The organism is Stenotrophomonas sp. 116085_Sma (assembly GCF_056479585.1).
In genome coordinates this window covers 1776577-1802669 of the sequence record NZ_CM151057.1, presented here as the reverse complement: position 1 = coordinate 1802669, position 26093 = coordinate 1776577, and the positions used below count along the sequence as shown (strand labels likewise).

The 26093-nt window shown below is 65.3% G+C and carries 25 protein-coding genes; 9 read left to right on the top strand and 16 right to left on the bottom strand.

Features of this window, described 5'->3' with window-relative positions; translation table 11 throughout:
• Position 1: 1 nt before the first annotated feature.
• The gene (locus tag ACZK0Z_RS08345) at positions 2-520 is read right to left on the bottom strand and encodes a hypothetical protein (RefSeq protein ID WP_197633275.1); all 519 of its coding nucleotides are present in this window, start codon (positions 518-520) and stop codon (positions 2-4) included.
• Between the two features lie 116 nt (positions 521-636).
• Positions 637-1416, bottom strand: coding sequence for a hypothetical protein (locus ACZK0Z_RS08340; RefSeq protein WP_197633274.1), 780 nt, complete (start codon positions 1414-1416; stop codon positions 637-639).
• Positions 1417-1621: 205 nt separating this feature from the next.
• Between ACZK0Z_RS08340 and ACZK0Z_RS08335 the strand changes: the two genes are divergently transcribed.
• Entirely contained in the window at positions 1622-1945 is a 324-nt protein-coding gene (locus ACZK0Z_RS08335) for a hypothetical protein (RefSeq protein ID WP_049427576.1), read from the top strand.
• Positions 1946-1979: 34 nt separating this feature from the next.
• Here the strand turns inward: ACZK0Z_RS08335 and ACZK0Z_RS08330 are convergent, their stop codons facing one another.
• Entirely contained in the window at positions 1980-2555 is a 576-nt protein-coding gene (locus tag ACZK0Z_RS08330; protein ID WP_049427574.1) for a TetR/AcrR family transcriptional regulator, read from the bottom strand.
• Positions 2556-2624: 69 nt separating this feature from the next.
• Between ACZK0Z_RS08330 and ACZK0Z_RS08325 the strand changes: the two genes are divergently transcribed.
• A complete protein-coding gene (locus ACZK0Z_RS08325) occupies positions 2625-3170 on the top strand; it encodes a thioesterase family protein (RefSeq protein ID WP_197633273.1) in 546 nt (181 codons plus the stop codon).
• 6 nt (positions 3171-3176) lie between these two features.
• Here the strand turns inward: ACZK0Z_RS08325 and ACZK0Z_RS08320 are convergent, their stop codons facing one another.
• Positions 3177-4310, bottom strand: coding sequence for an agmatine deiminase family protein (locus tag ACZK0Z_RS08320; RefSeq protein WP_197633272.1), 1134 nt, complete (start codon positions 4308-4310; stop codon positions 3177-3179).
• A gap of 105 nt (positions 4311-4415) precedes the next feature.
• Between ACZK0Z_RS08320 and ACZK0Z_RS08315 the strand changes: the two genes are divergently transcribed.
• Complete coding sequence (locus ACZK0Z_RS08315) at positions 4416-5300, top strand: LysR family transcriptional regulator (protein WP_049427569.1); 885 nt, start codon at positions 4416-4418, stop codon at positions 5298-5300.
• Here the strand turns inward: ACZK0Z_RS08315 and ACZK0Z_RS08310 are convergent.
• Positions 5275-6063: a GDSL-type esterase/lipase family protein gene (locus ACZK0Z_RS08310; protein ID WP_197633271.1), complete on the bottom strand. Its 789-nt coding sequence runs from the start codon at positions 6061-6063 to the stop codon at positions 5275-5277. The genes ACZK0Z_RS08315 and ACZK0Z_RS08310 overlap by 26 nt on opposite strands.
• Positions 6064-6112: 49 nt before the next feature.
• Positions 6113-7078, bottom strand: a complete 966-nt coding sequence (locus ACZK0Z_RS08305; RefSeq protein WP_049427566.1) for a DUF2268 domain-containing putative Zn-dependent protease — start codon at positions 7076-7078, stop codon at positions 6113-6115.
• Between the two features lie 138 nt (positions 7079-7216).
• Here ACZK0Z_RS08305 and ACZK0Z_RS08300 point away from each other — a divergent pair, with 138 nt between their 5' ends.
• A complete protein-coding gene (locus ACZK0Z_RS08300) occupies positions 7217-8200 on the top strand; it encodes a hypothetical protein (RefSeq protein ID WP_049427606.1) in 984 nt (327 codons plus the stop codon).
• A gap of 13 nt (positions 8201-8213) precedes the next feature.
• On the opposite strand, the gene ACZK0Z_RS08295 is transcribed toward ACZK0Z_RS08300, so the two are convergent.
• Both ACZK0Z_RS08295 and ACZK0Z_RS08290 read right to left on the bottom strand, forming a co-directional pair.
• The gene (locus tag ACZK0Z_RS08295) at positions 8214-8534 is read right to left on the bottom strand and encodes a hypothetical protein (RefSeq protein WP_197633270.1); all 321 of its coding nucleotides are present in this window, start codon (positions 8532-8534) and stop codon (positions 8214-8216) included.
• A 202-nt stretch (positions 8535-8736) separates the two neighbouring features.
• Complete coding sequence (locus ACZK0Z_RS08290; RefSeq protein WP_197633269.1) at positions 8737-11199, bottom strand: S9 family peptidase; 2463 nt, start codon at positions 11197-11199, stop codon at positions 8737-8739.
• Positions 11200-11492: 293 nt separating this feature from the next.
• Between ACZK0Z_RS08290 and ACZK0Z_RS08285 the strand changes: the two genes are divergently transcribed.
• Positions 11493-12164, top strand: coding sequence for a hypothetical protein (locus ACZK0Z_RS08285; RefSeq protein ID WP_197633268.1), 672 nt, complete (start codon positions 11493-11495; stop codon positions 12162-12164).
• A gap of 683 nt (positions 12165-12847) precedes the next feature.
• Here ACZK0Z_RS08285 and ACZK0Z_RS08280 read toward each other — a convergent pair.
• The gene (locus tag ACZK0Z_RS08280) at positions 12848-13177 is read right to left on the bottom strand and encodes a hypothetical protein (protein ID WP_010480503.1); all 330 of its coding nucleotides are present in this window, start codon (positions 13175-13177) and stop codon (positions 12848-12850) included.
• 238 nt (positions 13178-13415) lie between these two features.
• On the opposite strand from ACZK0Z_RS08280, the gene ACZK0Z_RS08275 reads away from it, so the two are divergent.
• Together ACZK0Z_RS08275 and ACZK0Z_RS08270 are read left to right on the top strand one after the other, a co-directional pair.
• A complete protein-coding gene (locus ACZK0Z_RS08275; protein ID WP_197633267.1) occupies positions 13416-14192 on the top strand; it encodes a HipA family kinase in 777 nt (258 codons plus the stop codon).
• A complete protein-coding gene (locus tag ACZK0Z_RS08270; protein WP_049430090.1) occupies positions 14170-14571 on the top strand; it encodes a DUF3037 domain-containing protein in 402 nt (133 codons plus the stop codon). Before ACZK0Z_RS08275 ends, ACZK0Z_RS08270 begins: the two co-directional genes overlap by 23 nt.
• 98 nt (positions 14572-14669) lie before the next feature.
• Here the strand turns inward: ACZK0Z_RS08270 and ACZK0Z_RS08265 are convergent, their stop codons facing one another.
• A complete protein-coding gene (locus tag ACZK0Z_RS08265; protein WP_049430091.1) occupies positions 14670-15170 on the bottom strand; it encodes a DUF4952 domain-containing protein in 501 nt (166 codons plus the stop codon).
• 50 nt (positions 15171-15220) lie between these two features.
• Complete coding sequence (locus ACZK0Z_RS08260) at positions 15221-16126, bottom strand: LysR family transcriptional regulator (RefSeq protein WP_049430092.1); 906 nt, start codon at positions 16124-16126, stop codon at positions 15221-15223.
• 120 nt (positions 16127-16246) lie between these two features.
• Here ACZK0Z_RS08260 and ACZK0Z_RS08255 point away from each other — a divergent pair, with 120 nt between their 5' ends.
• A complete protein-coding gene (locus ACZK0Z_RS08255; protein ID WP_197633266.1) occupies positions 16247-17236 on the top strand; it encodes a zinc-binding dehydrogenase in 990 nt (329 codons plus the stop codon).
• Between the two features lie 325 nt (positions 17237-17561).
• Here ACZK0Z_RS08255 and ACZK0Z_RS08250 read toward each other — a convergent pair whose 3' ends face one another.
• A complete protein-coding gene (locus ACZK0Z_RS08250; protein ID WP_197633265.1) occupies positions 17562-18068 on the bottom strand; it encodes an REP-associated tyrosine transposase in 507 nt (168 codons plus the stop codon).
• Positions 18069-18302: 234 nt separating this feature from the next.
• A complete protein-coding gene (locus tag ACZK0Z_RS08245; RefSeq protein WP_197633264.1) occupies positions 18303-20831 on the bottom strand; it encodes a membrane-bound PQQ-dependent dehydrogenase, glucose/quinate/shikimate family in 2529 nt (842 codons plus the stop codon).
• Between ACZK0Z_RS08245 and ACZK0Z_RS08240 the strand changes: the two genes are divergently transcribed.
• The gene (locus ACZK0Z_RS08240) at positions 20821-21138 is read left to right on the top strand and encodes a hypothetical protein (RefSeq protein WP_197633263.1); all 318 of its coding nucleotides are present in this window, start codon (positions 20821-20823) and stop codon (positions 21136-21138) included. The two genes, ACZK0Z_RS08245 and ACZK0Z_RS08240, sit on opposite strands and share 11 nt — an antisense overlap.
• A gap of 99 nt (positions 21139-21237) precedes the next feature.
• Here ACZK0Z_RS08240 and gyrA read toward each other — a convergent pair whose 3' ends face one another.
• The 3 genes from gyrA to ACZK0Z_RS08225 all read right to left on the bottom strand — a co-directional run bounded on the left by gyrA (position 21238) and on the right by ACZK0Z_RS08225 (position 26054).
• The gene (gyrA, locus tag ACZK0Z_RS08235; protein WP_049430095.1) at positions 21238-23952 is read right to left on the bottom strand and encodes a DNA gyrase subunit A; all 2715 of its coding nucleotides are present in this window, start codon (positions 23950-23952) and stop codon (positions 21238-21240) included.
• 262 nt (positions 23953-24214) lie between these two features.
• Positions 24215-25279, bottom strand: a complete 1065-nt coding sequence (gene mtnA, locus ACZK0Z_RS08230; RefSeq protein ID WP_197633775.1) for an S-methyl-5-thioribose-1-phosphate isomerase — start codon at positions 25277-25279, stop codon at positions 24215-24217.
• Between the two features lie 46 nt (positions 25280-25325).
• Positions 25326-26054, bottom strand: a complete 729-nt coding sequence (locus ACZK0Z_RS08225; protein WP_049430097.1) for a DUF3011 domain-containing protein — start codon at positions 26052-26054, stop codon at positions 25326-25328.
• Positions 26055-26093 lie beyond the last annotated feature (39 nt).

Genomic DNA, 26093 nt, shown 5'->3' with positions numbered 1-26093 from the left:
TTCAGCCGATACGCCAGGCCGGCAGGCGTTCGCTGCGCTTCCAGATGGAGGGCGCGAAACCAATCAACACCAGCGCCGCCAGCCACTTCGGTGAGGTAGTGAGCAGTGTCGAGGTGAGCGAGCCATCGACGGGGGCGGCCATTTCCTGCCACGGGTTGTAGCCCAGGTAGACGACGCTGCCAGCCCACCACAGCAACGCCGCACCGACACCCACCAGCAGCAGGGACAGCGTGCGGCAGGTCCAGCGCTGCGAGGTGGTGCCCCATTCCCGCGACGCCGCGATCAGCAGGCCCACCACCAGCAGCGACACCAGTGCAACCAGCCCGATATCGACCTTGTGCCCGATACGCTCATAGCTGCAGGCGCGGCATTGCGCCTCCTCCGCGGCGGTAGCGGCTTCGGCGGTATCGGCCTGCCCGGCTGCGGGCTCCGCCAGTGCTGCAAACGGCATCAGTACTGCCAGCAGCGTCACCATGATCCAACGAAACAACGTCCTGTTCCTGCGTGCAGCGACATCCATGCGCTCTTCCTCATTCGTGGTGGTTGACAGCCGGCCACATGCCTTGGCCTTGGCGCGGATCATAGCGCAGGGTAGGTCAGGAACGAAAAGCCGAGCTCGGCCATCCACTTGCGCCGCTACAGCGCCCGGAACGCCTGGGCCAGACTGACTGCGCCGGGTGCCAGTTCCTGTGCGAGCCATCCAACAACAGCAAAGAACAGCAGCAGGCCGTGCAGCGGCCAGATCGTGTGCGTCACGCATACCCGCCACCATCCCTGCTCCTGCATGCCCTGCATGCGCCGGTACAGGCCACTGGCAATGGCCGCGTCCACCAGCAATTCGGCCATCAGCACCGGCGCCGACCACACCACCCACATGCTCGCCAGCAGGACGGTCGCCACCAGCGCGACGATGCCGAGGATCACCAGCAACGGCAGGCCCGCTTCGTCTTCGGCCAGGCCGGTCAACGGCAGCTCACCGGCATCGCCGCCGCCGGCCTGCGCCGACTCATTCCACGAAGCTGACGCGCCGCCACCTCCAGAACGGCCACCGACGCTGCTCCACGGTGATTCGGCGACGCCGCCGTGTGCCGATGGGCTGCCTCCACCCACCTCCGACGACAGGCCATCCAGCACGTCGTCCCAGCGCCAACGGATCCAGATCCACATCAGCAGCAGGAACACGCCGTAGGCCAGCAGTACCGCCATCGGGTAGCGCAACAGCATTGCGTCGACGCCAGCCAGCCGCAGCAGATGCGAGGCAAGGAACCCGGCGGCTCCAGTCAACGCAACGATCAAGGCCATCTGCAGACGGGGCCAGCCACGTTGCTGCAGGTGCCGCCGCGCACGCACGACTTCACCGCCACGGCTCCTGGGCAGCTTCAATGCACTGATGGAAAAATGGCGCGAGTTCTTCATGCCGCCACCCGTAGACGGGAGGCATCGCGGCCAGGGACCTCAGAAACCTGATACTGCATGCGGACATCCTTGCCGGGCACGCGTAGGCGGTGGTGGACGGATTCTAGCGCGATGGGGCCGTGGGTCCATCTGCCACGGGCCGGACTGGCGCCGGCCTTGTACCCGCGCGCCGGCGGCTGGATTATGATTTTCCACCAGAAGAACTATGCGCCACGGCATGCAGGCCTCCCAGTTCACCCGCGCCACCGCGCTCGTGATGTTCGTTCCAATGATTGGCCTCGCCGCTTGGGGTTCGTGGTTTGGTAGCCGCTGCTTCAGCGATGGCTGCCTCGGCGTCCTGGTGGCCTGGCTTGCCGCCGTGGTCACCTTTGCGGTGCAGGCGTTGCTGGTGCTCCCGGCGAATGCCTGGGCCCTCAAGCGGCAGGGAGCGCCCGCCTCCCGCAGCTACCTTCGTTGGTTGGGCGCGTCGGCCGTCGCAGCCTTCCTGCCCATCGTGCTCGGCTGGGGTTACCTGGTGATCTTCAGATGACCTGCCGCGCGTCTCCCGCACACGAATAGCCGGATCAGGGCGGCGCGGTCGCCTTCAGCAACTGCGCTGCGACCTGGTCGAACGGGGCGATGTCCTGCAGTGCGCGGCACATCGCCACGGCGCCTTCCACGCTGGCGATCACCAGGCTGGCCAGTCCATCCGCCGCCGCAGGATCGTGGCCGTCGGCAATGAAGGCTGCGGCGAGATGCCCCTGCCAGCGCGCGAACACTTCGGCAGCGGCAACACGTGGCTGGCTGGGCACGGCTTCCACCGGCTCTTCCACTGCCGCGGCCAGGACCGGACAGCCCGCGCGGAACCCGGAGCGCAGCAGGCGCTCGCGCCACATTGCCAGGAACTGCCGCAGGCCCAGCACGGCCCCGCCCTTCAACAGCTCGACGAGAAGCGCCTCCACCTTGTCGCCGGCCATGTAGGTGGCGCGCGCCAGCAGTTCCTGCTTGCCGCCCGGGAAGTGGTGGTAGGTGGAGCCCAGCGGCGCCTCGGCCAGCTTGGTCACCTCACGGATGCTGGTGGCATTGAGGCCTACCCGCGCCAGCATCTGTGCTGCGGCATCAATCACCCGTTGCGGGGCATCAGAGGGTCGTGGGCTCACGGTGATCGCCTTGCTAAGACAGTCGTCATAGATTAGCGTACCGGCCGTTCTATAACAGTCGTCATAGCCATGAATCTCTGGTTCCGCCTGCTCCACCTGCTGCTGTGCAGCCTGTTCCGGCCCAAGCTGGAGGCCCCGTTCGGGGTGTCTCGCCTGCAGTTCCGGGTGCTGCCCAACGATCTGGACAGCAACCTGCACATGACCAACGGCCGCTACTGGAACATCTTCGACCTGGGCCGGCTGGACCTGATCCTGCGCATGGGCCTGGGCCGGGTGGCGCTGCGCGAGAAGTGGGCACCGATCGTCGGCGCAGGCACCATCCAGTTCCGTCGCGAGCTGAAGCCGTTCCAGCGCTTCACCCTGGAAACGCGCCTGGTGGGCTGGGTCGGTTCGCGCGGCATCATGGAGCAGCGCGTACTGATCGGCGCTGAGCAGAAGATCGCCACGCGCGCGCTGCTGGTCACCGGCATCTACGACCGCCGCTCACGCCAGTTCCTGGGCATGCCAAAGATGATGGAAGCGATCGGCGTGGTCGCCCCGCCCTCGCCGCCACTCAGCGCGGCCGCCGAGGCGTTGCTGGCGGCCGATGCCGCGTTGAAGCAGGACCACGCCTGAAGCGCGTCACCCGACCTTCGGCATGTTCTTTGTCACGCAATGGATGCCACCTCCGCCGCCCGCAATCGCGTCGATGTCCACCGGCTCGATCTCCCGGCTGGGGTACAGATCCTCCAGCAGTTCACGGCAGTAGCCATCGGCAGCGTCGTCGCCAAACTGCGGCGCGACCACCGCACCATTGATCGGCAGGTAGTTGACGTAACCCATCGCCAGGTCGTCGTTGTGGCGGGTATGCACGTTGTCGCGCCCGTCCAGCGGTGGCGGCAACGTGTGCACCTGCAGGCGACGGCCATCGGCGTCGGTGGCCCCGCGCAGAATCTCCAGGTGCTCGCGGGTCAGGTCGTGATCGTAGGACTCCGGATCATTGTCCAGGTTGGCGATCACCACGCCCGGACGCACGAAGCGCGCATAGAAATCCACGTGTGCGTCGGTGATGTCCTCGCCGGCGATGCCGGGCAGCCAGATCACCTTGCGCAGGCCGAGGTGGTGCTTCAGCTCGGCCTCGATATCCGTGCGCGACCAGCCGGGATTGCGATTGCGGTTCACCCAGCAGCTTTCGGTGAGGATGGCCGTGCCATGGCCATCGACTTCGATGCCGCCGCCCTCGCCCACCAGATCGCTTTCCAGCAGCGTGGCACCGGTCACCTGCGCCAGCCACGGCGCCACCGCACCATCGTTGCGTGCGCTCTGCTTGCCGCCCCAGCCGTTGAAGTTGAAATCAACCAGGCCCAGCCCGCCCTTGCCATCGGTGACGAAACAACCGCCGTAGTCGCGCACCCAGATGTCATCCAGCGGCACCTCGAGGAACTCGATGTTGTCGCGGCCGCAGCGATCCTGCGCAAGCTTCCGCTGCGCCGGGCGGCACAGCACGCTGACCGGCTGATAGCGGGCGATGGTGCGGGCCAGGCGGGCGACGGCGGTGTTCACCGCGTCGGCCTGCGCACCCCAGACCCGCGGTTGCGCAGCAAAGGCCAGGAAGACGCGCTCCTGCGGGCCGTGCTCGTCGGGCATCCGCCAGATACCCGCGCCCGGCCCCGCTGCAGCCACGCGGCCCGGCAGCCCTGCCAGGCCGAGGGCGGCCAAGCCGCCAAGACCAGCGGCGCCGGCCAGCTGGGTGAGGAAGTGACGACGGCTGCTCATGACGGGCTCCAGGGCCGGTGTGGGATGGAAGCTATGCTGCGCTTGCCCATCCATAAGAACAAACGATAGCTTCAGCCATCAATTGAACAGTTTTACTTACCTGAAATGCTCAAGCATTGGCCACCGCTGAACGCGTTGCGTGGTTTCGAGGCCGCCGCCCGCCTGGGTAGTTTCCACAGGGCCGCCGAGGAACTGCATCTGACCCAGTCGGCCATCAGCCAGCAGATCCGGGGCCTGGAAGCCTCGCTGCAGCAGCCGTTGTTCTTCCGGCAGGGCCGCAGCGTCACCCTCACCGACGCCGGCATCGACCTGCTGGAAACCACCCAGTCCCTGCTGCGGCAGCTGGCCAGTGGCATCCGCCGGCTCGATCAGTACCGCAAGCCGAATCAACTGATCGTCAACACCAGCCCGGCCTTTGCGCGCCATTGGCTGGTGCCACGCCTGGCCGGGTTCCATCGCCTGCATCCCGACGCCGACCTGTGGCTGCTGACCAGCGAGGACGCGCCGGACATGACCACGCAGACGCTGGACGTGGCGGTACGCGACGACCTGGACTCACAGGCCCAGTGCCAGCATCGCGTGCTGCTGCAGGATCGCCTCTTTCCGGCCTGCCATCCCGACCTGCTGGCCACGCCCGTGCATGAACGCCTGACCCTGCATGGCGAGCGCGAAATGGATTGGAGCCAGTGGCAGGTACAGGGGGGCGCCGATGTTGGCCAGCGCCGCGAAGGCATGAACTTCTCCGAGCCCGGGCAGCTGCTGGATGCAGCCTGCCAAGGGCTGGGCATCGCCCTGGTCAGCGAGTTGTTGGCGGCCCGCGCCTGCGATCAAGGCCTGCTGCTACCGCTGGATGAGGCGCGCGTGCGCGGCCCGCGCTGGAGCTGGCTGGTGCACCAGGACAGCGCGGCCGATCCGCTGGTGATCAGTTTCTGCGAGTGGCTGCTGGCGAGTCTGCCCGCGGGAGCTACTTCTGCTGCAGCGCGCGCTTGACCGCCGCTTCGGCCAACGGCGCCATCACCGCATAGCCCTTCGCGGTGGGATGCACGCCGTCCTCGGCCAGCTGCGGATCGAGGCCACCAGCCGCATTGGCCATCGGCGTGTAGTAGTCCAGATAGACCAGCTGCTTCGCCTCGGCATAGCGCTTCAACGCCGTATTCAATGCGCGCACCTTCGGCGCAGGCGTGATGCCCGGCATCCACGGGTACTCACTCACCGGCAGCACGGAGGCCAGCACCACGGCGATGCCATGTGCACGGGCCAGCTCCATCATCGCGTGCAGGTTGTCTTCGATCATCCCCTGCGTGGATGGGCCGGTATTGCCGGCGATGTCGTTGGTGCCGGCCAGGATCACCACCACGTGCGGCTTGAGCGCCAGCGCGTCCTGGGAAAACCGCACCAGCATCTGTGCCGTAGTCTGGCCGCTGATGCCACGATTGAGCCACCCCTTGCCGGGGAAGAATCCAGCGCTGCCATCCTTGCCCCAGCCTTCGGTGATGGAATCGCCGAAGAACACTACGCGTGGCTGCCCGGGTACTGCGGCAGGCAACCGTGCGTTGGCGTCGCGATAGTGCTGCAGCTGCGGCCAGTCGGCCAAGCGCTGCTGCATGAAACGAACCTCGTCGGGGCGCAACTGCTCGACAGGCGTCAGCAGCAGTGGATTGACTGCGACAGTTTCTGCGGCACCCAGCGGAGAAACCAACGCAAGGCCCAGCGTCACGACAGTCACGGCGGCAAGCTCAACAGGTCCACGCATGCGGGTACTCCTGAAATCAACTTCAGCAGTCTAGCGCCCTGTGCTGCGCTCAGCGTGCAGCCGTACGCGCCGCCACACCCGTGACCTTTGCCGGCATCCACATGCCCGGCGTCCAGCCGCTGGCGGCCAGGATCGCTTTCGGGTTGTCCTGCTGTATCAGCGCTCGCACCGCGTCACGCTTGTCCTTGGCCTGCAGGTAATAGGCCTTGGCGATGCGATAACCCACCCAGTACCCCAGGTCGTAAGGCTCCTGCGAGCCCGGCTTGTAGTTGTACAGCCATGGCGACAGATCGGTGCTGTCCAGATCCAGCGCGAACGCGCTTTCGATATGTACTTCGCGGCCACGGGTCCAAGCCGCGTGGCGCCCGTTGCCCACGTTGCCGGAAATCAACTCGGCGATGAACTCGGCGATGCCCTCCCCCAGCGAAACACGCAGCACCGTCGCCTGCGGGTCACCCGGCTCGAAGTCGGTCAGGCCGGTCTGCTGGATGTGCACGTATTCGTGTGCGATCACGTGCACGAAGCGGTCCTGCACATTGGGATGCATGAAGTCGGCCGCGCACAACGCTTCCAGGCCGATGATCACCCCGCTCTTCGACGTCAGCCCTACAGGACGGCCGCGGCCCACCACGATGGTCACTGGCGGGAACCGGGTCTGCGGGTAGATCGCCTGCAGGTTGGCGAACACCTGTACCAGCCGTTGCTTGACCGCCGGCAGCTCGGCCAGGCAGTTCCGCCCCTGCGCATACAGCTCCGGCTGGCTGGCGATGGACTCGGCAATCCGCTCCGGAGTGACCCGGCGTGCCTTGGCCAACTCGGCCAGGCCGGCCGAACCCTCCGCCATGTATCCACGCAGCTGCGCAACGCTCGGCTTGCCGCCAGCGCTGTCATAGAGTGCATAGAAACGACTGGCATCCTCGGTGAGGATCTGCGGCCCTGCCGGTACCGCTGCGGTGGCCGCGCCCATCGCCCCGGCACAGGCCAGGGCTAACAGGCCGCGCAGGTTAATGAACATCGCTCCGTCCTTGGTGGAGTGCATGCGAAGCGCGCAATCTATCACTCCGCCCGGCCCACTGCAGCAGGCGGATGCGGGCGCCCCGGCGCTGTGCCAGACTCGCTTCGGCACCTGCCATGGAAGATGGAGCACCGCACGATGATGATCGTTCCCGCGTACTGGGCCGAAGCCCGCCTGCAGGCCCGTTTCCGTGGCCGGCCGGTGGTGGTGCGCCGCTTTGGCTGGTCCGACGAAGGCCCAGCCCAAGCCCAGGGTCACGCCGACCGCCGTGCCAACGAAGCACTCAATGCCATTCTTGCCGGGCAGGTGCTGCCGCGTCGCGAAGTGCGCAGCAACTACGGCGTGGAAGGCGTTCCGATCCGCGAGCAGATCGTGCAGCGCGACGGTGACGTCATCATCACCCGCAACAGCTACGGTGCGCTCTGCCTCAATACCCCTGATGTGCTGTTCGCCGACATCGACCATGCGCAGCCGCCGGCAGGTTGCGTGCTGCCTGCAATCATCGCGGCAGTGCTGCTGTTCGCCGGCGCCATCATCGGCACCCTGCTCTGGCACTGGCTGGTGGGACTGGTACTGGGGGTGGCGGCGGTGTTGCTGGTCAACACGGCGATGCTGATGCAGCGCAAGCGGCGCCTGGCCGCGGCCGGTGGCGCCGAAGGTGTAGCGCTGCAGCGGGTCGCGACCTTCAGCGAACAGCATCCGGACTGGCATCTGCGCGCGTACCGCACGCCGGCCGGACTACGCGTGCTGGCCATGCATGCCACGTTCTCCCCCGAGGACGAGCAGCTGCAGGCCTTCTTCAAGGCACTGGGCACCGACGCCCTCTACGCGCGCATGTGCCGGCTGCAGCATTGCTTCCGTGCGCGACTGACACCGAAGCCGTGGCGCGTCGGCCTGAAGTACCGCATCCGCCCACCGGTGGCCGCGTGGTCAGCCGAACAGGCCAACAACCCGGACCGCCTGGCCTGGATTGCCGAATACGAGAAGAAGAGCGCTGGCTTTGCCGCCTGCGCCTATCTGCGAAGTTTCGGTGATACCACGCGCATCCATGCGAAGGCCGAGCACGTGCGCGAACTGCACGACCGGTTGGCGCACGCGCAGGACCGCCTGCCGCTGGCGTGAGCGCAGCAGGCGCTCAATCAGCGCCCTGCACGAACGGCTGCCCTGCCAGGGTAGTGCCCAGCCGCACCGCGACCTGCTGTCCGCCCTTCTCGAAAGTCGTCGCACACTGCTTCCCACCCTTCTGGCATCCGACTTCCGGAAAGCCTTCCAGCGACTCCGGCGCGCCCTCCATCGGCTTCACCTGCCAACCGGCCGCATCCAGCAGGCGCTTGGCCTTGACGTAAGGCATGCCGGCGATGATCCCCAGCTGCGCCAGTTCGGCGGGCAGCGACTGGGCGCCCGCAGTTGAGACCAGGAACAACGACAACGTTGCAGCAAGAAGGATGGCTTTCATTGCACCGACCCGGAACGGACTTACAGCTTCAGCCTAGACCATTTGCATGGCATGCGAATGTGCCGGTAACACGTCGTTACCGAGTCTCCACAGTTGATTGCAGGGCACTTGCAACTGTTTACAGGCGGACGGATCGCCGAACGTCGGTTCGGCGCTACAGCAGGATGCAGGAAGGCCACCCGGAGGTGGCCTTCCTGTTCCCTTACTTGGCGTTCTTCACGTAGGTGTCGAACCAGTTCAGCATTTCCGCCACCAGCTGCTCGTTGGACTCCAGCGCGGTGTACCAGTGCGGCTCGTTCGGCAGCATCACCAGACGGGTGGTGCCGCCGTTGCCGCGGATCGCCTGGTACAGCTTGCGCGACTGGAACGGCTCGGTGCCCGGATTCGCATCGTCTTCGCCGTGGACCAGCAGCAGCGGCAGCTTGATCTTGTCGGCATAGAAGAACGGCGAGGCCTTCAGGTACACGTCCTGCGCCTGCCAGACCGATCGGCGTTCGTTCTGGAAGCCGAACGGGGTGAAGGTCTTGTTGTACGAGCCACTGGTCGCCACGCCGGCCTTGAACAGGTTGGTGTGGGCGATCAGGTTGGCGGTCATCAGGCCACCGTGGCTGTGGCCGGTCACGCCGATGCGGTTGCGGTCGACCACGCCCATGTCCACGGCCTTGTCCACCGCAGCCTTGGCATCGGCTTCCAGCTGCTCCAGGTAGGTGTCGTAGGCGTTCTTCGGGTCGCCCACGATCGGGAACGAGGCGTTGTCGATGATCGCGTAGCCGGCCAGCAGCATCAGGCGGTACGGCTGCAGGCGGGTGAAGGTCTGCTGCGAACCCGATACCTGGCCCGCCTGTGCGGCGTTGGCGAAGTCGGCCGGGTAGGCGTACAGGATCGCCGGCACACGCTGGCCTTCCTTGTAGCCCGGCGGCGTGTACAGGGTGAACGACAGGTCCACGCCATCGGCCCGCTTGTAGGTCACCAGCTGCTTCTTGATCTGGCGCACTTCCGGGGTCGGGTCGACCAGCTTGGTCAGCGCGGTGGCGGTGGACGCGAACTGCGCCTCGCCGGCCTTCGCGTCGGCCACCGCCTCACCCTGCTGGCGGATGAAGGCGTTCGGCGGATCGATCACCGACTGGTGCCAGGTCAGGTAGCGCCCCGGCGTGCTGCTGAAACCGAGGAACTGTTCGTAGGCGTCGGCACTGCTGCGGAACAGGCGCTCGCTCTTCAGCGTGCCCAGGTCAAGGCGGTCCAGGAACGGACGATCGCCCTGCGGCGACGCGCCACGGCCGCTGAGGAACACATGGTTGCCCTCACGGCGCACGACCTGGGCGCCATTCGGCAGGCGGGTGAACACCAGATTGCCGGGGTTGGCGTACAGCTCGTCGCTGGACATGTCCCACAGCAGGCGCCCTTCCTTCTTCGGCTGATCCACATCGACGACGCGGGTCTGCATCCAGTGGCGGTTCTCGTCGTTCTCGTACTGGAACGCCACGGCCGGATCGGCGGTCCACGCAAAACCTTCGAAGCGCTGCGTGGTGCGGGTGATCTCGGTCGGTTTGCCGTTGAAAGGTGCCTTCAGCATCAGCACGCGATCGCGATGCGGCACGTTGACCTTCCAGTCGCCCTTGTCCAGCGCTTCGGCATAGACCAAGGTGGCCGGATCGGTGGCACGCCAGTCGAAACCACGCGGGCCTTCCGGCACGCCGTGCACCGGCACGCGGTCGGCCAGCGGCAGGCTGGCGATCGGCGTGGACTTGCCGCTGGCGATATCCAGCACGGCCACGTCGTTGGCGAAGCGCTGGTAGGTCACCGCATGCGAATACGGTGCCTTGATCGACTCGGTCAGCACATGCACGCCATCGGGCGCGGCGCTGACATCGTTGAACAACGCCGGCTGCCCTACCGGCCGCACGCTACCGGCGGCGGTGTCGACCACGGCCAGCTGCGAGGCACCGTAGTAAGCGAACAGCTTCTCGTCATGCACGCTGGTCAGCGTGTCGCGCGCCTCATAGGTGCTGCTCTCGCCACTGCTGCCCAGCGACTCCTGCGCGTCCGGGCCGGTCGGCACGCCGCCATTGGACGGCGCCGGGCCCTGGTTGGCCGGCACCAGCTTCACCAGCAGGTTCTGGCTGCCGCCCAGCCACTGCACGGTGTTGCCGAAGATCGGGTTCAGCTGCACGTTCGGGATCTGCTTCACCTGCCCGGTGGCCGCATCACCCACCCACAGCTGCACGCTGGTATCGACTGCGTTCTGGAACGCGAAATGACTGCCATCGGCCGACCACAGCGCGCCGGTCGCGCAACCCTGCGGCAGGTTGATCTTGGTCTCCTTGGCGCTGGCGATATCGACCAGGGTGAAGTCGGCCACGCAGGCCGGAATGCCGTAGCCACCGGGGGTGTCATGGCGGCTGCGGTTCTTCGGCTCCAGGCGCACGCCGGCCAGCTTCAGGTACGGCTGCGCGACGCGGCTGATCGACGGATAGGTCTGCGCGGTGGTCAGCAGCAGGCGCTGGCCGCCCGGGGCCACGTTCGGCGCCGGCGGCGGCGGTGCCTTCAGCACCTTGAGCAGGTGCTCCGGCGGCTTCGCGTAGTCGGCAAGGGCCGGGCCAGCGGCCAGCAGGCCGACGGTGGCAACGGCAACAGCCGCCGCCAGAGAGGTTCGACGGATCAGCATCCTTATCCCCTGAGTGTGAATGGGTACCCGGCATCGGGCATAGGCCCGAATCTAGCACCGCAGGGGTTGTCGTGAATGGGCCGGAAGGGCTAGTGGCCGGATGGGGCAAAGTGCGGCCCGAAGCGCAGCCTCCCCGCTTGTCAACAGCCAGCCGCAGAGCGCGCTAAGCCTTTCGGGCCAAGGGTCCCAGCGAATTTCGGCTCTGTCCGCGCAAATTGCCGTTCGAGTCAACAATGGGATGCAGGTCTCGACCGCGCCAAAAATTGGAGATGCGATCTTCTACCCTGTAATTCATGATCCTGCGCAATATCTATCTCTACCTGAACCCAGACGAGCATTGGGGCGATCCAATCTCAGATCTCGGGTTTTCGCTGGGCACCACATTCGGATTCAAAACCAGATATATCTGCAATTACCTGGAGCGCCACCTCAAGAAGCTGCGTTTCAGAACGGCTGGCTTCAACAAGATCTGTATTCAAGGATCGAAGCTGGAAACGGCAACATGGGCTGTGCAGGGCGCCCATGCCGTTGTTCCGCGTGTTTCATTTAACGCCAGCGTTTATGAAGCACTTGACGATGACAACAGGCACGAGCTTTACATCGCCATGATCCTGGACGGACTCTCCGGTCTGGCAGAACACCACGTCATCCCGATTTCGGAGATCCTCGACGGGATTGCCGAATTCAGGGCCGGCGGGTACAAGAACGAATGGGTGCACCAAACCAAGTACTATCGCACTGATCGGGTTCGAGCAACGCTCCACTGCAGCCTCAAACCAAACAACTTCAGCATGACACTGGACATCAGCAAGGACGGTCATACCGTGCTGAGGGAGGTCATCCTGGAATGTCTGCCGGACGAAATCATTTTTGCCCATCGACTTGGCAGTCTTGAGTGGTGCGAGGACACGATCACTGTCCGCCAGAAGGATGGGGCGATCCTCTATCGCTCTACAAGCCTATGAATCCCTCAGATCCAGCCAAAAGGTCGACAGGTACTATCAGATGGAAGCCTGGGCAGCATGTCGTACTCAATCTGAGGGAGGATCTATTCACGATTGCGCAGATGCGCAACAGACCAGTAATGCGCTTTTTCGATATCTGCTCAAGTGAAGATTCTTGGGATTCCCCTGACTTGAGCCAATACCGTCCATTGTTCCAAGTGTTCGTCGGAACGGTGGTCCACCAACGACTGGCAATGCGGAAGATAGCCATTGGTACCCGTTGCCTGATTGAGCTTCCCAACTACTGAATTCGCCCCTGCAGCTCAATGGATCGGCAGTATTTCACGGGTTCCGCCGACAGCCTATTCTTTGGTGAACGGCTGATCGATCTAGGGCCCGGGAATGATCTTGATGTCACATAAGCTCCCGTAATCAAGCACAGCCTCTCAGTCGACGAAGACCGGGAAGCGATCGAAGCGTTCGAGCTGACCAACATGTGTGGGAGTGACGACCTCCAGGACAGGCTTGTTCGACATTTCACCACCGGGATAGATCGGGACGATCTCAAATTTGAGATCTTTCCCGATCTTTGGCCCGATCGTCAGGCATTGAGCCCGCTGACCCGCAGATTGCCCGAACGGCTGCGCAAGCTGAGTTCGGTTCCAACAGGGCAATCCGTTGTACCTGCCAGACTTGGCCTGGCACTACTGCTGCGCGTGCAGGTCCCAGGTGGCCAGGTAGTCGGGGTCGACCACGATCATGCCACTGGTGTGCATGCGGTACTCCCCGGGCTCAGCTGGCTGGTACTGGTCCAGCATCGGCGGCAGGTAGCGCTCGTGGCCATCATTCTCGTCGGCCAGCACCACGCCCTCGTCGGCGCTGATGCGCAGCACCGTGCCGGCATACTGCTCCAGCCCCTTTACCTGGCCGTCGCCGCCATAGCGGGTCACACCTACCAGTACGACCTTGCCGATCATTTCCTCGACCTTGGCGTCGTCCAAGGGCGGCAGCATGGGAGTGAATTCGTCGCTCATCGGTGCACCTCCGTAGCCTGCAGGACATCGTGGATGAGGTTTCCGCTTCGCAGTGCGCGTCGCTGGCAGCCGAGCAGGTGCCCGGCCTGAAGCCTCTGCATCGAGAATGCCAGTACGCCCATGAACCCAAGGGTTCCTGGAGCACGATGCTGCCATCGCAGGCGGAAGGGACAGGTGAAGGCCGAACTCGGTCCTCGCCGATCAGGGGGTTGCACCCGCACCACGCTAGAATGCGCCCATGCGCACCGTACATGCCCTCCGCTACATCACTCCCTTGCGGGAAGGTGGCTCCCTGCCGGCCGTGGTCGAGACCGACGACGACGGCATGGCCGTGCTGAAGTTCCGTGGCGCAGGCCAGGGCCCGAAGGCGCTGATCGCCGAGCTGATCGCCGGCGAAATGGCGCGCACGCTGGGCCTGCCGATTCCGGAAATCCTGTTCGTGGAGCTGGACCGCGAGTTCGCCCGCACCGAACCGGACCCGGAAATCCAGGAGCTGATCCGTGCCAGCGAGGGCCTGAACCTGGGCCTGGACTACCTGCCCGGTGCGATCAACTACGACCCGGCGGCGATGCCGGTGGATGCCGATCTGGCCTCGCGCATCGTCTGGTTCGATGCGCTCACCAGCAATGTCGATCGCACCACGCGCAATCCGAACCTGATGGTGTGGCATCGAAAGCTGTACCTGATCGATCACGGTGCGGCCATGTACTTCCATCACGACTGGGCCAACGCCGGCGATGCCTGCGAAAAGCCGTTCGTGCTGATCCGCGACCATGTGCTGCTGTCGTTCGCCAACCGCATCGCCGAGGTCGATGCCGAGCTGGCTGCACGCCTGACCGATGCCGAGATCGAGCGCATCGTCGGCCTGGTGCCGGACAGCTGGCTGGTGGGCGAGCCGGCGTTCGACAGCCCGCAGACCTATCGGCAGGGCTACATCGACTATCTCAAGCACCGCCTGAAAGTGCGTGCGGTATTCGTGCAGGAGGCCATCCGTGCCCACGCTGCACACGTATGACTATGCGGTCATCCGCGTGGTACCGCGGGTGGAACGCGAAGAGTTCATCAATGTCGGGGTGATCGTGTCCTGTCCCGGTGCACGGCACTTGGAAGCAGCCATCGAGATCGATCCGGCACGCCTGCGCGCATTCGCGCCGGCGCTGGACCAGGAGGCATTGCAGCCGTGGCTGGATGCGATCGTGGCGATCTGCCGCGGTGACGCCACGGCCGGGCCGATTGCGCAGCTGCCGGCACGCGCGCGCTTCCATTTCCTCACCGCCAAGCGCAGCTCGGTTGTGCAGATGTCGAGCACGCATGTCGGTCGTACTGCCGATCCTGCAGGCGTGGTGGAGCATCTGATGACGAAGATGGTACGGGTGCCGGCACCGACCGGGTAACGTCGATCCGGCGTGCCCATCAGAACCGAATACGCCAGCTCAGTGCAGAGAAGCAGCTGCACGCATCCTGGACCAAGGATCCACCTACCGCATCCACGCTAGGGACTCTGCCGCAGCACCTCAACCGTTACGTCGAATGCTTCGATGCGCTTCCACTCGCTCCGCTGATGCGGCAGCGATTCAATGCCCATCCCGATCTGGTACCTCACCGTGTCTGCACCTTCGCGCCAGCTGTAGGGCCCGCCATTGCTCCAGCCACAGCAGGTGTAACGCAGCATCGGCATGCCGAATGTCGTGTGCAGATACGCTTCGACCTGCTCGGCACGGGCACCTGCAACACGGTAGTGGGCTTGCATCGGTTTGATGTAGGACGTGTCGTCCTGGCTGCAGCCTACGTATTCCAGGCCTGCAGGCTTCCGCCCCATCGCCTGCAGGAAATCCTGGCAGCGGGTGTCCGGTCGCGCCAGGCCGTCAGCACGTCCCTGCAGCTCCCACTCGGCCAGCGCCTGCGCAGGGGTTTGCTCCACGATCTCGCTGCCGCCGGACAACGCCGCCAGCAGCAGGAAGCCAACGGTAAGCTCCGGCAGCGGAAGAGACATCACAGGGCGATCCTTCGCAGACAGTGGCAGGAATGCCAACCGATGCCGCGCTATCGCCGCGCCATCGTCTGCTCGTTGAAACGTGCCACGCAGAAATCCAGGAAGCTGCGCAGCTTGGGCGTCAGCTGGCGATCACGCGGGTACAGCAGATTGATCCAGGTCGACACTGGCACGAACGCCGGCAGCACTTCCACCAGTTCACCACGCGCGAGTGCGGCGGCCAGCATCTCGTGCGGCTGCAGGATCAGCCCCAACCCACCCACCGCGGCGGTCAACAACGGCTCGGCCTGGTTGACCATGAAACGGCTGGACACGGGCACGGTCAGCACGCTGCCATCGGCATCGCGGAAACTCCAGCGTGTGCGGATGATCGAATGCGCGAAGCCCAGGCACTCGTGCCGGCTCAGGTCATTGGGATGGGTGATGGCCGGGCGCGAAGCCAGATAGCTTGGCGACGCACACAGGACCAGCGGATACGGCCCCAGCCGTCGCGCCACCAGCCCGCTGTCGGCCAGGTCACCGGTACGGAACACCAGGTCGTACCCGTCTTCAACGATGTCCACCAGGCTGTTGGACAGGTTCAGATCGACCTGCACGTCCGGGTACTGCTGCATGTAGGCCACCACCGCCGGGCCCAGTGCGTGCACGCCGAAGGTGACCGGTGCGCTGATGCGCAGGCGTCCCATCGGCCGCCCACGCGCCACTTCTGCCAATTGCTCGGCGCCCTCCACTTCCTCCAGGATCACCTGCGCACGCGCCAGATAGGCCTGGCCGAAGTCGGTCAGGCTCTGCTTGCGCGTGGTGCGGTTGAGCAGGCGCACGCCCAGGTGCTGCTCCAGCGCCTGGATATGCTTGCCGACCAGCTGCGGCGACAGGTTCAGGGCCTCGGCGGCAGCGGCGAAGGAGCCGACCTCGGCGACTTTCGCGAAGGTCCGCAGGGGAGCGATCAGGTCCATTGCAAACAATTGTTTTTCAATGAAACGCAAGATTACCCATTATTCTGGATAGTGACCACGTGCATAGTAGCGGCCACTTCCCCGCCGGCCTGATCGCCGGTCCTTCCCCGGAGTTCCCCCATGAGCCAGGTTGTCCGCATCCACGAATATGGCAACGCCGATGTACTGCGCATCGACGACATCGACGTTCCCGCCCCCGCCGCCGACGAAATCCAGATCCGGGTAAAGGCGATCGGCCTGAACCGCGCCGAGGTGATGTTCCGCAACGGCGCCTACCTGCAGGAAGCGCAGTTCCCCAGCCGGCTGGGCTATGAAGCAGCCGGTGTGGTCGAAGCGCTCGGCAATGACGTGAACGGGTTCGCCATTGGCGATGCCGTCAGTGTGGTGCCGCCGCTGGACATCGCGCGCTGGGGCACCTATGGCGAACTGGCCAATGTACCGGCGCGGCTGGTGGTGAAGCACCCACAGGCACTGGACTTGGAAACGGCCGCCGCGGTGTGGATGCAGTACGTGACTGCCTGGGGCGCACTGCTGGAGCAGGCGCATCTGGCGGCCGGCGATTTCGTCATCATCACCGCCGCCAGCAGCAGTGTCGGCCTGGCTGCGATCCAGATCGCCAATGCCGTGGGTGCCACCCCGATCGCGGTGACCCGCGGCCCGGGCAAGCGCCAGGCCCTGCTCGATGCCGGTGCCGCCCATGTCATCGCCACCCAGGAACAGGATCTGGCAGCCGAAGTGGCGCGCATCACCGGCGGCGGCGGTGCCCGCGTGGTGTTCGATCCGATCGGCGGCCCGCAGTTCAACGCGTTGACCGAAGCGATGGCGCGCGGTGGCATCCTGCTGGAGTACGGCGCGCTGAGCAGCGAACCGACCCCGTTCCCGCTGTTCAACGTTCTGGGCAAGTCGCTGACGCTGAAAGGCTACCTGTACTCGGAAATCGTCTCCGACGATGCCGTGCTGGCCCGTGCCAAGGCCTTCATCGTCGATGGCCTGGACAAGGGCTTGCTGGCACCGAAGATCGCCAGGGTGTTTCCGTTCGCGCAGATCCAGGACGCGCATCGTTATCTGGAATCGAACGAACAGATCGGCAAGGTGGTGGTGACGGTGTAACCCATCAGCAGACCGACGAGGTAGAGTCGACTGTCCAGTCGACTATCGCGCGAAGCGCGGGCTTTCCAGCGCGCGCGAGAAGTGCAGTCGACTGCAGAAGCACGCAGTCGTCTGGAATCGAGCGAACCCGCCAGTAAACCGACGAGGTAGAGTCGACTGTTAGTCGACTATCGCGCGAAGCGCGGGCTTTCCAGCGTGGGCGAGAAGAGCAGTCGACTGACAGTCGACTCTACCCAGTCGGTTCGGCCCAGTCGGCCGTAGAAGCGCGCAGTCGCGTGGAATCGCGCGAACCCTTCAGTAAACCGACGAGGTAGAGTTGGCCGTATCAGAATTCATCCTCTTGGACCGACTCCAGCTCGCTCAGCGGCCAGCGACACCACCCGTACGGATGGTCACCGATCTGCGCGGCAAGACCGGCTCGAACGGGATTTGACAGAATGTAGCAAGCGTGTCTGTGCATCGACGCGTCACTGCGGATCGCATGATCGTGATAACCCGCCTGCCAGATTGCACCCTGGTTCCCTCGCCGCCGGTTGATCAGAAAACTGCTGCGCGCCTTGAAGCGCTGCACGCAGTAGCCCAGCGAATGGCCACGTAGTTGAGCCAGCCAGTGGATATGATCCGGCATGATGACCCAGGCAAGCGACGCAGTCAGGCCTTCCCGGTCCATCGATCCGAGGAGCTGCATGGCAAGATCGGCATTGGCAGGGCAATCGAAGACGCGATGGCGGTTCCGGCACACCATGGTGATGGCGTAGACGTTGCCGACGATGGATCGCCGGCCGGCAAGCAGTTGGGGGCTGGGCATGAGCTTGAGAATGCTCGCTCGCATGGATTTCCGGCATCGGTTCCCTGCCAACGCCAGGATCAGGGATCCTCTCGATACAGCGTCCGGGAAGGTGGAGTCGCCTGGGTAGAGTCGACTGTTAGTCGACTATCGCGCGAAGCGCGGGCTTTCCAGCGTGGGAGAGAAGAGCAGTCGACTAACAGTCGACTCTACCCGGTCGACTCTACCCGGTCGGCTCTACCCGGTCGGCTCTATCCAGCCGGTTATACCCTGTCGGCTCTATCTGGGCAGCGCAAACGCCATCACGTAATCGCCCTTCGGGGTCTCCATGAAATGGTGGCCACCGGCCATGATCACCACGTACTGGCGGCCGCCCTGTTCGTACACCATCGGGTTGGCCTGGCCACCGGCCGGCAGCTTGGCGTGCCACAGTTCCTTGCCGGTCTTCAGATCAATCGCGCGCAGCAGATCATCGGTGGCGGCGGCGATGAAGATCAGGCCACTGGCGGTAATCACCGAACCGCCGTTGTTCGGCGTACCGATTTCAATCGGCAGGCCGGAGCGGATACCGAATGGACCATTGCCGCGCGCACTGCCAAACGGGCGATCCCACAGCAGCTTGCCGGTACGCAGGTCGATGGCGCGAATGCCGCCGTAGGGCGGCTGCTTGCACAGCAGGCCGGTGAACGGCAGCCGCCAGCCGGCATTGACCTGGATGCCATACGGCGTGCCCACCTGCGGATCACCTGCACCCTCGCCACCGCCCTTGTCGGCGCGGACCTTCTCGCGCGGCAGCCAGCCCAACCGGTCGGCTTCGGCACGCGGCACCAGCCGGTTGTAGTTGGGCATGTCGTTGTAGTTGGCCACGATCACGCCACGGCGCGTATCAATGGAGACGCTACCCCAGTCCGAGCCACCGTTGTAACCCGGGTACTCGATGGAGTGGCGGTCACTGCTGGGCGGCGTGTAGAAGCCTTCGTAATAGGCCTTGCGGAACTGGATGCGGCAGACCAGCTGGTCGATCGGGGTCAGCCCCCACATGTCGCGCTCGGTCAGGTCATGCTCGCGGCGCAGCGTGTGGTACAGCGAGAACAACTGCGTAGGTGAGCGCTGCTCGGGCTCGACACCGCCCACAGGCACCTCGCGTTCCTCCGCGGCACTCAGCAGCTGGCCGTTGCGGCGGTCGAGGATGTAGAGGTCGCCCTGCTTGGTCGGCAGCAGGATGGCCGGCACCTTGCCCGCCGCGGTCGGGTAGTCGATCAGGCTGGCCTGTGAACCCAGGTCGTAATCCCATACATCCTTGCGCACGGCCTGGAAGTGCCAGGCCGGTTTGCCGGTGGCCACGTCGATCGCCACCAGCGAGGTGGAATAGCGGTTCTGGTTTTCCGTGCGCGAGCCGCTCCAGTAATCGCCGGCGGAGTTGCCCAGCGGCAGGTAGACCAGGCCCAGCGCCTCATCACCGGTGGCCGTGGTCCACATGTTGGGCGTGCCGCGCGTATAGGTCTGTTCGCGTGGCGGCAGGCCGTTGCGCTCGGGCTGGTCCATGTCCCACGCCCAGCGCAGCTTGCCGGTGACCGCGTCGTAAGCCTGGATCACCCCCGACGGTGCATCGCGGCGCTGGCCGTCCAGCACCTGGTGGCCGGTGACGATCACGCCGCGCACGATCGCCGGTGGCGAGGTGATCGACACATAGCCCGGCGGCACCTCGCCCATGCCCAGGGTGATATCGATCTGGCCGTTGTTGCCGAAGTTGGCGCACGGGCGGCCGCTGTCCGCATCCACTGCGATGATGCGGCCATCCAGCGTGCCTTCAATGATGCGCGCCCAGCAGGCCGGACGGCTGCCCGGCGCGGCGCTGCGGGTGACCGTGGGCGGCGGCTCGGGCAGGGCCAGGTCGGCGGCGACATCGGCCAGCACCGCATCGGCGATGGTCGGCGCGTTGGGTTGTTCGTAGTAGCTCACGCCACGGCAGGCAGCTGTATAGGGAATCGAAGCGTCCTTGACCTTCGGATCGAACCGCCACAGTTCCTTGCCGCTGCTGGCGTCGAGTGCGATCAAGCGGTTGCGCGCGGTACACAGGTACAGGCGGTCGCCGATCTTCAGCGGCGTGGATTCCGCGCCCCAGCGCTTCTTCGGCAGGTCGCCGGTACGGAACTGCCAGGCCAGCTGCAGCGTGGCAACGTTGGCCGGCGTGATCTGCTGCAGGGGGGAATAGCGGGTGGCAGCATTGCTGCGGCCCCAGGCAGGCCAGTCACCGTCGGCAGGCTGGTCGGCGGGCTGGAGGCCGGTGGTATCACGCGTCGGGGCCAGGCCGGCACTGACCGCCCCTTCCGGGAACGGCTGGTGCCCGTCCACTTCGCCATGCGGCGCGAACGCCAGGCCGAACGCGGCGACGAACACCAGCATCAGCAGGCCAGCCACACTACGGGAAAGGCGCTTTGACACCGGTTCGCGCAGGGTCGGTGCCAGCAGCGCCACCACGATGCCCAGCGCCGTAACCAGGCCCAGGCGCGGCACCCAACGCCAGTAGTCGCTGCCCGACTCCCACCAGGTCCACAGCAGTGTGCCGACGAACACCAGCGCGTACAGCAGCGCGCCGCTGCGACGGTTGCCGAACAGCAGGATGCCGCTGGCCAGCAGGCCGAATCCTGCGATGGCGTAGTACGCCGAACCCCCAAGGCTGAGCAGCCATGCACCGAGACCGCCGATGACCAGGCCGAGCACCACCAGCAACAGCGACAGCACGGTGACGAGGGGATGGCGGGAGGCGCGGACGAGGACAGAAGCGGACTGCGGCGTGGCGGACATCGTCGATCTCCGGGGGCAGCATGCGCCCTTATCCCACCGCACATGTGAAGCGCGCGCGTATTTTCTGGGTGGACCTGACGGGGTGATCGTCGGCTGGGTGGTTGCCGACTGGGTGATCGTCGGCTGGGTGATCGTCGGCTGGGTGATCGTCGGCTGGGTGATCGTCGGCTGGGTGATCGTCGGCTGGGTAGAGTCGACTGTTAGTCGACTATCGCGCGCAGCGCGGGCTTTTCATCGCCGTGCGCAGAGCAGTCGACTAACAGTCGACTCTACCGCAGCGATCGGATGGTCCGCAGCGATCAGATAGTCCGCAGCGATCGGAGAATCCACCACGACCGGAAGATCCGCAGAAATGACGACGCCGGCACAGGGCCGGCGTCGTCGGGTACGTCTCATCGCGGCGGGATCACTCCTGCGCGGCGTCCTCGCTGCTGGCCGCAGCCGGTGCGCCTTCGGCCGCGGCCGGGGCAGCAGTCGCCACCTCGTCCTCGTCCTCTTCGATGGAGGCATCCATGCGTTCCACCGCCTGCAGCTTCTCGTCCTTGGACAGGCGGATCAGGGTGACGCCCTGGGTGTTGCGGCCGACGCGGCTGATTTCCGAGCCACGGGTACGCACCAGCGTGCCGCCATCGGAGATCAGCAGCACTTCGTCATCCGAACCCATCAGCACCGCGGCGACCAGCTTGCCGTTGCGCTCGGTGGTCTGGATGCCGATCACGCCCTGGGTGCCACGACCCTTGCGCGGGTAATCCGGCAGCGGGGTGCGCTTGCCGTAGCCGTTCTCGGTCGCGGTGAGGATGTACTGCACGCTGGCGTCGTCGGCGCCGTCGATCACCGCATCGCCATTGGCGGCGGCTTCTTCGACACCGTTGTCGTCCTCGTTCTCGTCCTCGATGCCACCGGCACTTTCGGCCACGATCAGACTGACCACTTCCTCGCCGGCCGGCATCTTGATGCCACGCACGCCGGTCGCGGTACGGCCCATCGAGCGGACCTTGTCCTCGCCGAAGCGCACGGTCTTGCCGTTGGAGGCGAACAGCAGGATGTCGCGCTCACCGTCGGTCAGGCCGACGCCAACCAGCGCATCGCCCTCGTCGAGGTTGATCGCGATCTTGCCGCGGGCCAGACGGAAGGCGAACTCGCCCAGCGGGGTCTTCTTGACCGTACCGTTCTTGGTGGCGAAGAACACGAACTGGCCATCGGCGTACTCGCGCACAGGCAGCACGGCCTGCACGCGTTCGCCCGGTTCCAGCGGAATCCAGTTGATGATCGGACGGCCACGGGCGTTGGAACCCGCTTCCGGCAGCTGGTAGACCGGCAGCCAGAACACCTTGCCCGAACTGGTGAAGGTCAGCAGCGTGTCATGTGTGTTGACCAGCCACAGCTGTTCGATGAAATCCTCTTCCTTGGTCGCCGCCGCACTACGGCCACGGCCGCCACGGCGCTGCGCGCGGTACACGCTCACCGGCTGGCGCTTCACGTAACCGGCGTGCGACACGGTGACCACCACGTCTTCCGGCGCGATCAGGTCGAGGATGTCCAGGTCTTCTTCGCTGTGGCGGATCTCGGTACGACGCTCGTCGCCGAACTCGGCCTTGACGCTGACCAGTTCCTCGCGGATCACCTGCAGCAGGCGGTCGGGATCTTCCAGGATGTGGATCAGCCCGGCGATCACTTCCAGCAGCTGCTTGTACTCGTCGGTCAGGCGGTCCTGCTCCAGCCCGGTCAGGCGGTGCAGGCGCATTTCCAGGATCTGGGTGGCCTGGATCTCGGTCAGCTGGTAGCCGCCCTCGATCAGGCCCACGCCCTTGGGCAGGTCTTCCGGGCGCGAGGCTTCGGCACCGGCAGCACCCAGCATGGCACCGACCAGGCCCGGCTCCCACACGCGCGCCAGCATGCGTTCACGTGCTTCGTTCGGGTTCGGCGAGGTCTTGATCAGTTCGATCATCTCGTCGATGTTGGCCAACGCGACGGTCAGGCCTTCCAGCACGTGGGCACGGGCGCGCGCCTTGCGCAGCTCGAACACGGTGCGGCGGGTGACCACTTCGCGACGGTGGCGGACGAACGCCTCCAGCATCTGCTTGAGGTTCATCAGCTGCGGGCGGCCGTCGACCAGCGCCACCATGTTGATGCCGAACACCGATTCCATCTGCGTCTGCTGGTACAGGTTGTTCAGCACAACCTCGGCAGATTCACCGCGCTTGATCTCGATGTAGATGCGCATGCCGTCCTTGTCGGACTCATCGCGCAGCTCGCTGATGCCTTCGATCTTCTTTTCCTTGACCAGCTCGGCGATCTTCTCGATCAGACGCGCCTTGTTCACCTGGTAAGGAATTTCAGTGACGATGATCGATTCGCGGCCGTTGTCGGCCACTTCGATATCGGCCTTGGCACGGATGCGCACGCGGCCACGGCCGGTGCGGTAGCCGGCGACGATGCCGGCGGTGCCATTGATGATGCCGGCGGTCGGGAAATCCGGGCCCGGGATGTACTCCATCAGGCCGTCGACGTCGATGTCCGGGTTGTCGATCAGCGCGATGCAGGCGTTGATCGATTCGCTCAGGTTGTGCGGTGGGATGTTGGTCGCCATGCCCACCGCGATACCGGCCGAACCATTGACCAGCAGGTTCGGGAACCGGGTCGGCATGACCGTCGGCTCCAGTTCCTTTTCGTCGTAGTTGGGCTGGAAATCGACGGTTTCCTTGTCGATGTCGGCCATCAGCTCATGCGCGAGGCGCGACATGCGCGCTTCGGTGTATCGCATCGCCGCGGCGGAGTCGCCATCGATGGAGCCGAAGTTACCCTGGCCATCGACCAGCATGTAGCGCAGCGAGAACGGCTGTGCCAGGCGCACCAGCGTGTCGTACACCGACTGATCGCCATGCGGGTGGTACTTACCGATGACGTCACCGACGATACGCGCCGACTTGAAGTAGGGCTTGTTGCTGTGCGCGTTGAGCTCGTTCATCGCGAACAGCACGCGACGATGCACCGGCTTGAGGCCGTCGCGCGCATCCGGCAGCGCACGGCCCACGATCACGCTCATGGCGTAATCGAGGTAGCTCTTGCGCATCTCGTCTTCCAGGTTGACCTGGATGATTTCCTTGGCGGTTTCTGCCATTCGGGTTCCGTTGTCTGGTAGCGGTCCAGTCCGGCGCAGCCCTCTGCGGAAGGGGGTCGTGCCGGAACCTCGATTCAACCTGTGGATACTACCACAACAGGCCGTTTTCCGCCTCCCTTTACGGGGATTTTACCTGCACAAATCAGGAACTTAGGGGGTTCATCCGCCCCTGTAGAGCCGAGCCCATGCCCGGCTGCGGCGGATTCCCCGGCGGAGCCGAGCATGGGCTCGGCTCTACAGACATCCTCGACCCAGTCCCGGCTCAACCGCCAAAGGCGGCGCGCATGTTCCCGGCGGTCGGGTTCAGGATCACGCCGCGCTCGGTCACGATGGCGTCGATCAGCTCGCCCGGGGTGACGTCGAACACCGGGTTCCAGGCAGCGATGCCCTCGGCCACGGTGCGGGTGCCACCCACGCCGTACAGCTCGCCCGGATCGCGCTGCTCGATCTCGATCTGGCTGCCGTCAACGGTGTCCATGTCCACCGTCGAGGACGGCGCCACGACCATGAATTTCACCCCGTGGTGGCGCGCGGCGATGGCCAGCTGGTAGGTGCCGATCTTGTTGGCGGTATCGCCGTTGGCGCAGATGCGGTCGGCACCCACGATCACCCACTGCACGGCACCGGTCTTCATCAGGTGCGAGGCAGCCGCATCGGCGATCAGGGTGGCGTCGATACCATCCTGCTGCAGCTCCCACACGGTCAGACGCGCGCCCTGCAGCCACGGCCGGGTCTCACCGGCGAACACGCGGGCAATGCGGTGCTGGGCCATGCCGGCACGGATCACGCCCAACGCGGTGCCGAAGCCGGCGGTGGCCAGCGAGCCGGTGTTGCAATGGGTCAGCACACCGCTACCGGTCTCGATCAGGCCTGCGCCCAGCGCGCCCATATGGCGGTTGGCCGCCAGGTCTTCCTCGGCGATGGCCTGCGCCTCCGCTTCCAGCGCGGCCTTCCAGTTAGCGCCGGCAGCATTCAGGCAGCGGCGCATGCGCGCCAGCGCCCAGGCCAGGTTCACCGCGGTCGGGCGCGAGGCGTTCAGGCGCTGCAGCGCCGGCTCCAGTTGCTGCAGGGCATGTGCACCGTCAGCGGCCTGCACGTCGCGCGCCGCCAGCACCACGCCCCAGGCGGCGGCGATGCCGATGGCCGGCGCACCACGCACGGTCAACGCGTGGATGGCCGCAGCCACTTCGTCACTGTCATGGCAGACCACATGCTCGACCACGAACGGCAGCTTGCGCTGGTCCAGCAGTTGCAGGGCATCGCCGGTCCACAGGATCGGGCGGATGTGGTCGTAACGGGCGTAGTCGATGTCTGAGGCAGTGTTCATGGGCCCATTGTAGGGCCACGCCCCCGGGGTTGGAGCCCGCCCGGACTCAATTCACCGAGAATTCGGCGCGGCAGCCGCCGTCCACCCAGATGCCGTTGCGGCTCCAGCCCCAGGTACTGCCTTCCTCGCACGGCGTGCTGGACAGCTGCTCGAAGACAGCGGCACCAACCGAGATGCTGGCACCGCAGAAACGGCGCTTCTTCGACTTCGATTCACAGGTCAGCCGGCGTGGTACGTCAACGAATCGGCCGTCCTCGTCAGCCACTTCGAAGTCCCCCTGGCAACCGCGACTGGTCCAGACTTCATTGCGCTTGTAGCCCCAGCCCTGCCCTTCGCGGCATGGCAGCGCCGACAGCTGGCGCAGCAGGCGCACTGGCGCCCCATCCAGGCGCACCGGGCAACTCTGCGGGCGGCCATTGGATTCACAACGCACCACGCGACGGACCAGGCGCTTGCCCTCGCTGGCTACCGGCGCGACACCTGCAGCGCGGCGCGCGCGGAACTCGGCGCGGCAGCCCAGCGTGACCCACACGCCACTGCGGTCGGTGCCCCATTCGCTGCCACGGATGCAGCTGCTGTTGGAGAGCTGGCGCACCAGGTCGATGCCGTTGCTGACATCGATATCGCAATGCACCCAGCCCATGTCGCGTGATTCACAGGTCACCACTTCACCGTCGTAGCCGGCCTGCTGGGCAGATGCCGATGACGGCAGCCAGGCACCCCATAGCGCGATGGAGTACACCGGTGCAGCGACAACCGCAAACCACTTGACCAAAGCCTTCCCCAACAGGAATGGATGAACTGCGTGCCAGTG

Coding starts and splice junctions, on each gene's coding strand:
- ACZK0Z_RS08345 (WP_197633275.1), bottom strand. CDS start 520: ATGGATGTCGCTGCACGCAGGAACAGGACGTTGTTTCGTTGGATCATG.
- ACZK0Z_RS08340 (WP_197633274.1), bottom strand. CDS start 1,416: ATGAAGAACTCGCGCCATTTTTCCATCAGTGCATTGAAGCTGCCCAGG.
- ACZK0Z_RS08335 (WP_049427576.1), top strand. CDS start 1,622: ATGCGCCACGGCATGCAGGCCTCCCAGTTCACCCGCGCCACCGCGCTC.
- ACZK0Z_RS08325 (WP_197633273.1), top strand. CDS start 2,625: ATGAATCTCTGGTTCCGCCTGCTCCACCTGCTGCTGTGCAGCCTGTTC.
- ACZK0Z_RS08320 (WP_197633272.1), bottom strand. CDS start 4,310: ATGAGCAGCCGTCGTCACTTCCTCACCCAGCTGGCCGGCGCCGCTGGT.
- ACZK0Z_RS08315 (WP_049427569.1), top strand. CDS start 4,416: ATGCTCAAGCATTGGCCACCGCTGAACGCGTTGCGTGGTTTCGAGGCC.
- ACZK0Z_RS08310 (WP_197633271.1), bottom strand. CDS start 6,063: ATGCGTGGACCTGTTGAGCTTGCCGCCGTGACTGTCGTGACGCTGGGC.
- ACZK0Z_RS08305 (WP_049427566.1), bottom strand. CDS start 7,078: ATGTTCATTAACCTGCGCGGCCTGTTAGCCCTGGCCTGTGCCGGGGCG.
- ACZK0Z_RS08300 (WP_049427606.1), top strand. CDS start 7,217: ATGATGATCGTTCCCGCGTACTGGGCCGAAGCCCGCCTGCAGGCCCGT.
- ACZK0Z_RS08295 (WP_197633270.1), bottom strand. CDS start 8,534: ATGAAAGCCATCCTTCTTGCTGCAACGTTGTCGTTGTTCCTGGTCTCA.
- ACZK0Z_RS08290 (WP_197633269.1), bottom strand. CDS start 11,199: ATGCTGATCCGTCGAACCTCTCTGGCGGCGGCTGTTGCCGTTGCCACC.
- ACZK0Z_RS08285 (WP_197633268.1), top strand. CDS start 11,493: ATGATCCTGCGCAATATCTATCTCTACCTGAACCCAGACGAGCATTGG.
- ACZK0Z_RS08280 (WP_010480503.1), bottom strand. CDS start 13,177: ATGAGCGACGAATTCACTCCCATGCTGCCGCCCTTGGACGACGCCAAG.
- ACZK0Z_RS08275 (WP_197633267.1), top strand. CDS start 13,416: ATGCGCACCGTACATGCCCTCCGCTACATCACTCCCTTGCGGGAAGGT.
- ACZK0Z_RS08265 (WP_049430091.1), bottom strand. CDS start 15,170: ATGTCTCTTCCGCTGCCGGAGCTTACCGTTGGCTTCCTGCTGCTGGCG.
- ACZK0Z_RS08260 (WP_049430092.1), bottom strand. CDS start 16,126: ATGGACCTGATCGCTCCCCTGCGGACCTTCGCGAAAGTCGCCGAGGTC.
- ACZK0Z_RS08255 (WP_197633266.1), top strand. CDS start 16,247: ATGAGCCAGGTTGTCCGCATCCACGAATATGGCAACGCCGATGTACTG.
- ACZK0Z_RS08250 (WP_197633265.1), bottom strand. CDS start 18,068: ATGCGAGCGAGCATTCTCAAGCTCATGCCCAGCCCCCAACTGCTTGCC.
- ACZK0Z_RS08245 (WP_197633264.1), bottom strand. CDS start 20,831: ATGTCCGCCACGCCGCAGTCCGCTTCTGTCCTCGTCCGCGCCTCCCGC.
- gyrA (WP_049430095.1), bottom strand. CDS start 23,952: ATGGCAGAAACCGCCAAGGAAATCATCCAGGTCAACCTGGAAGACGAG.
- mtnA (WP_197633775.1), bottom strand. CDS start 25,279: ATGAACACTGCCTCAGACATCGACTACGCCCGTTACGACCACATCCGC.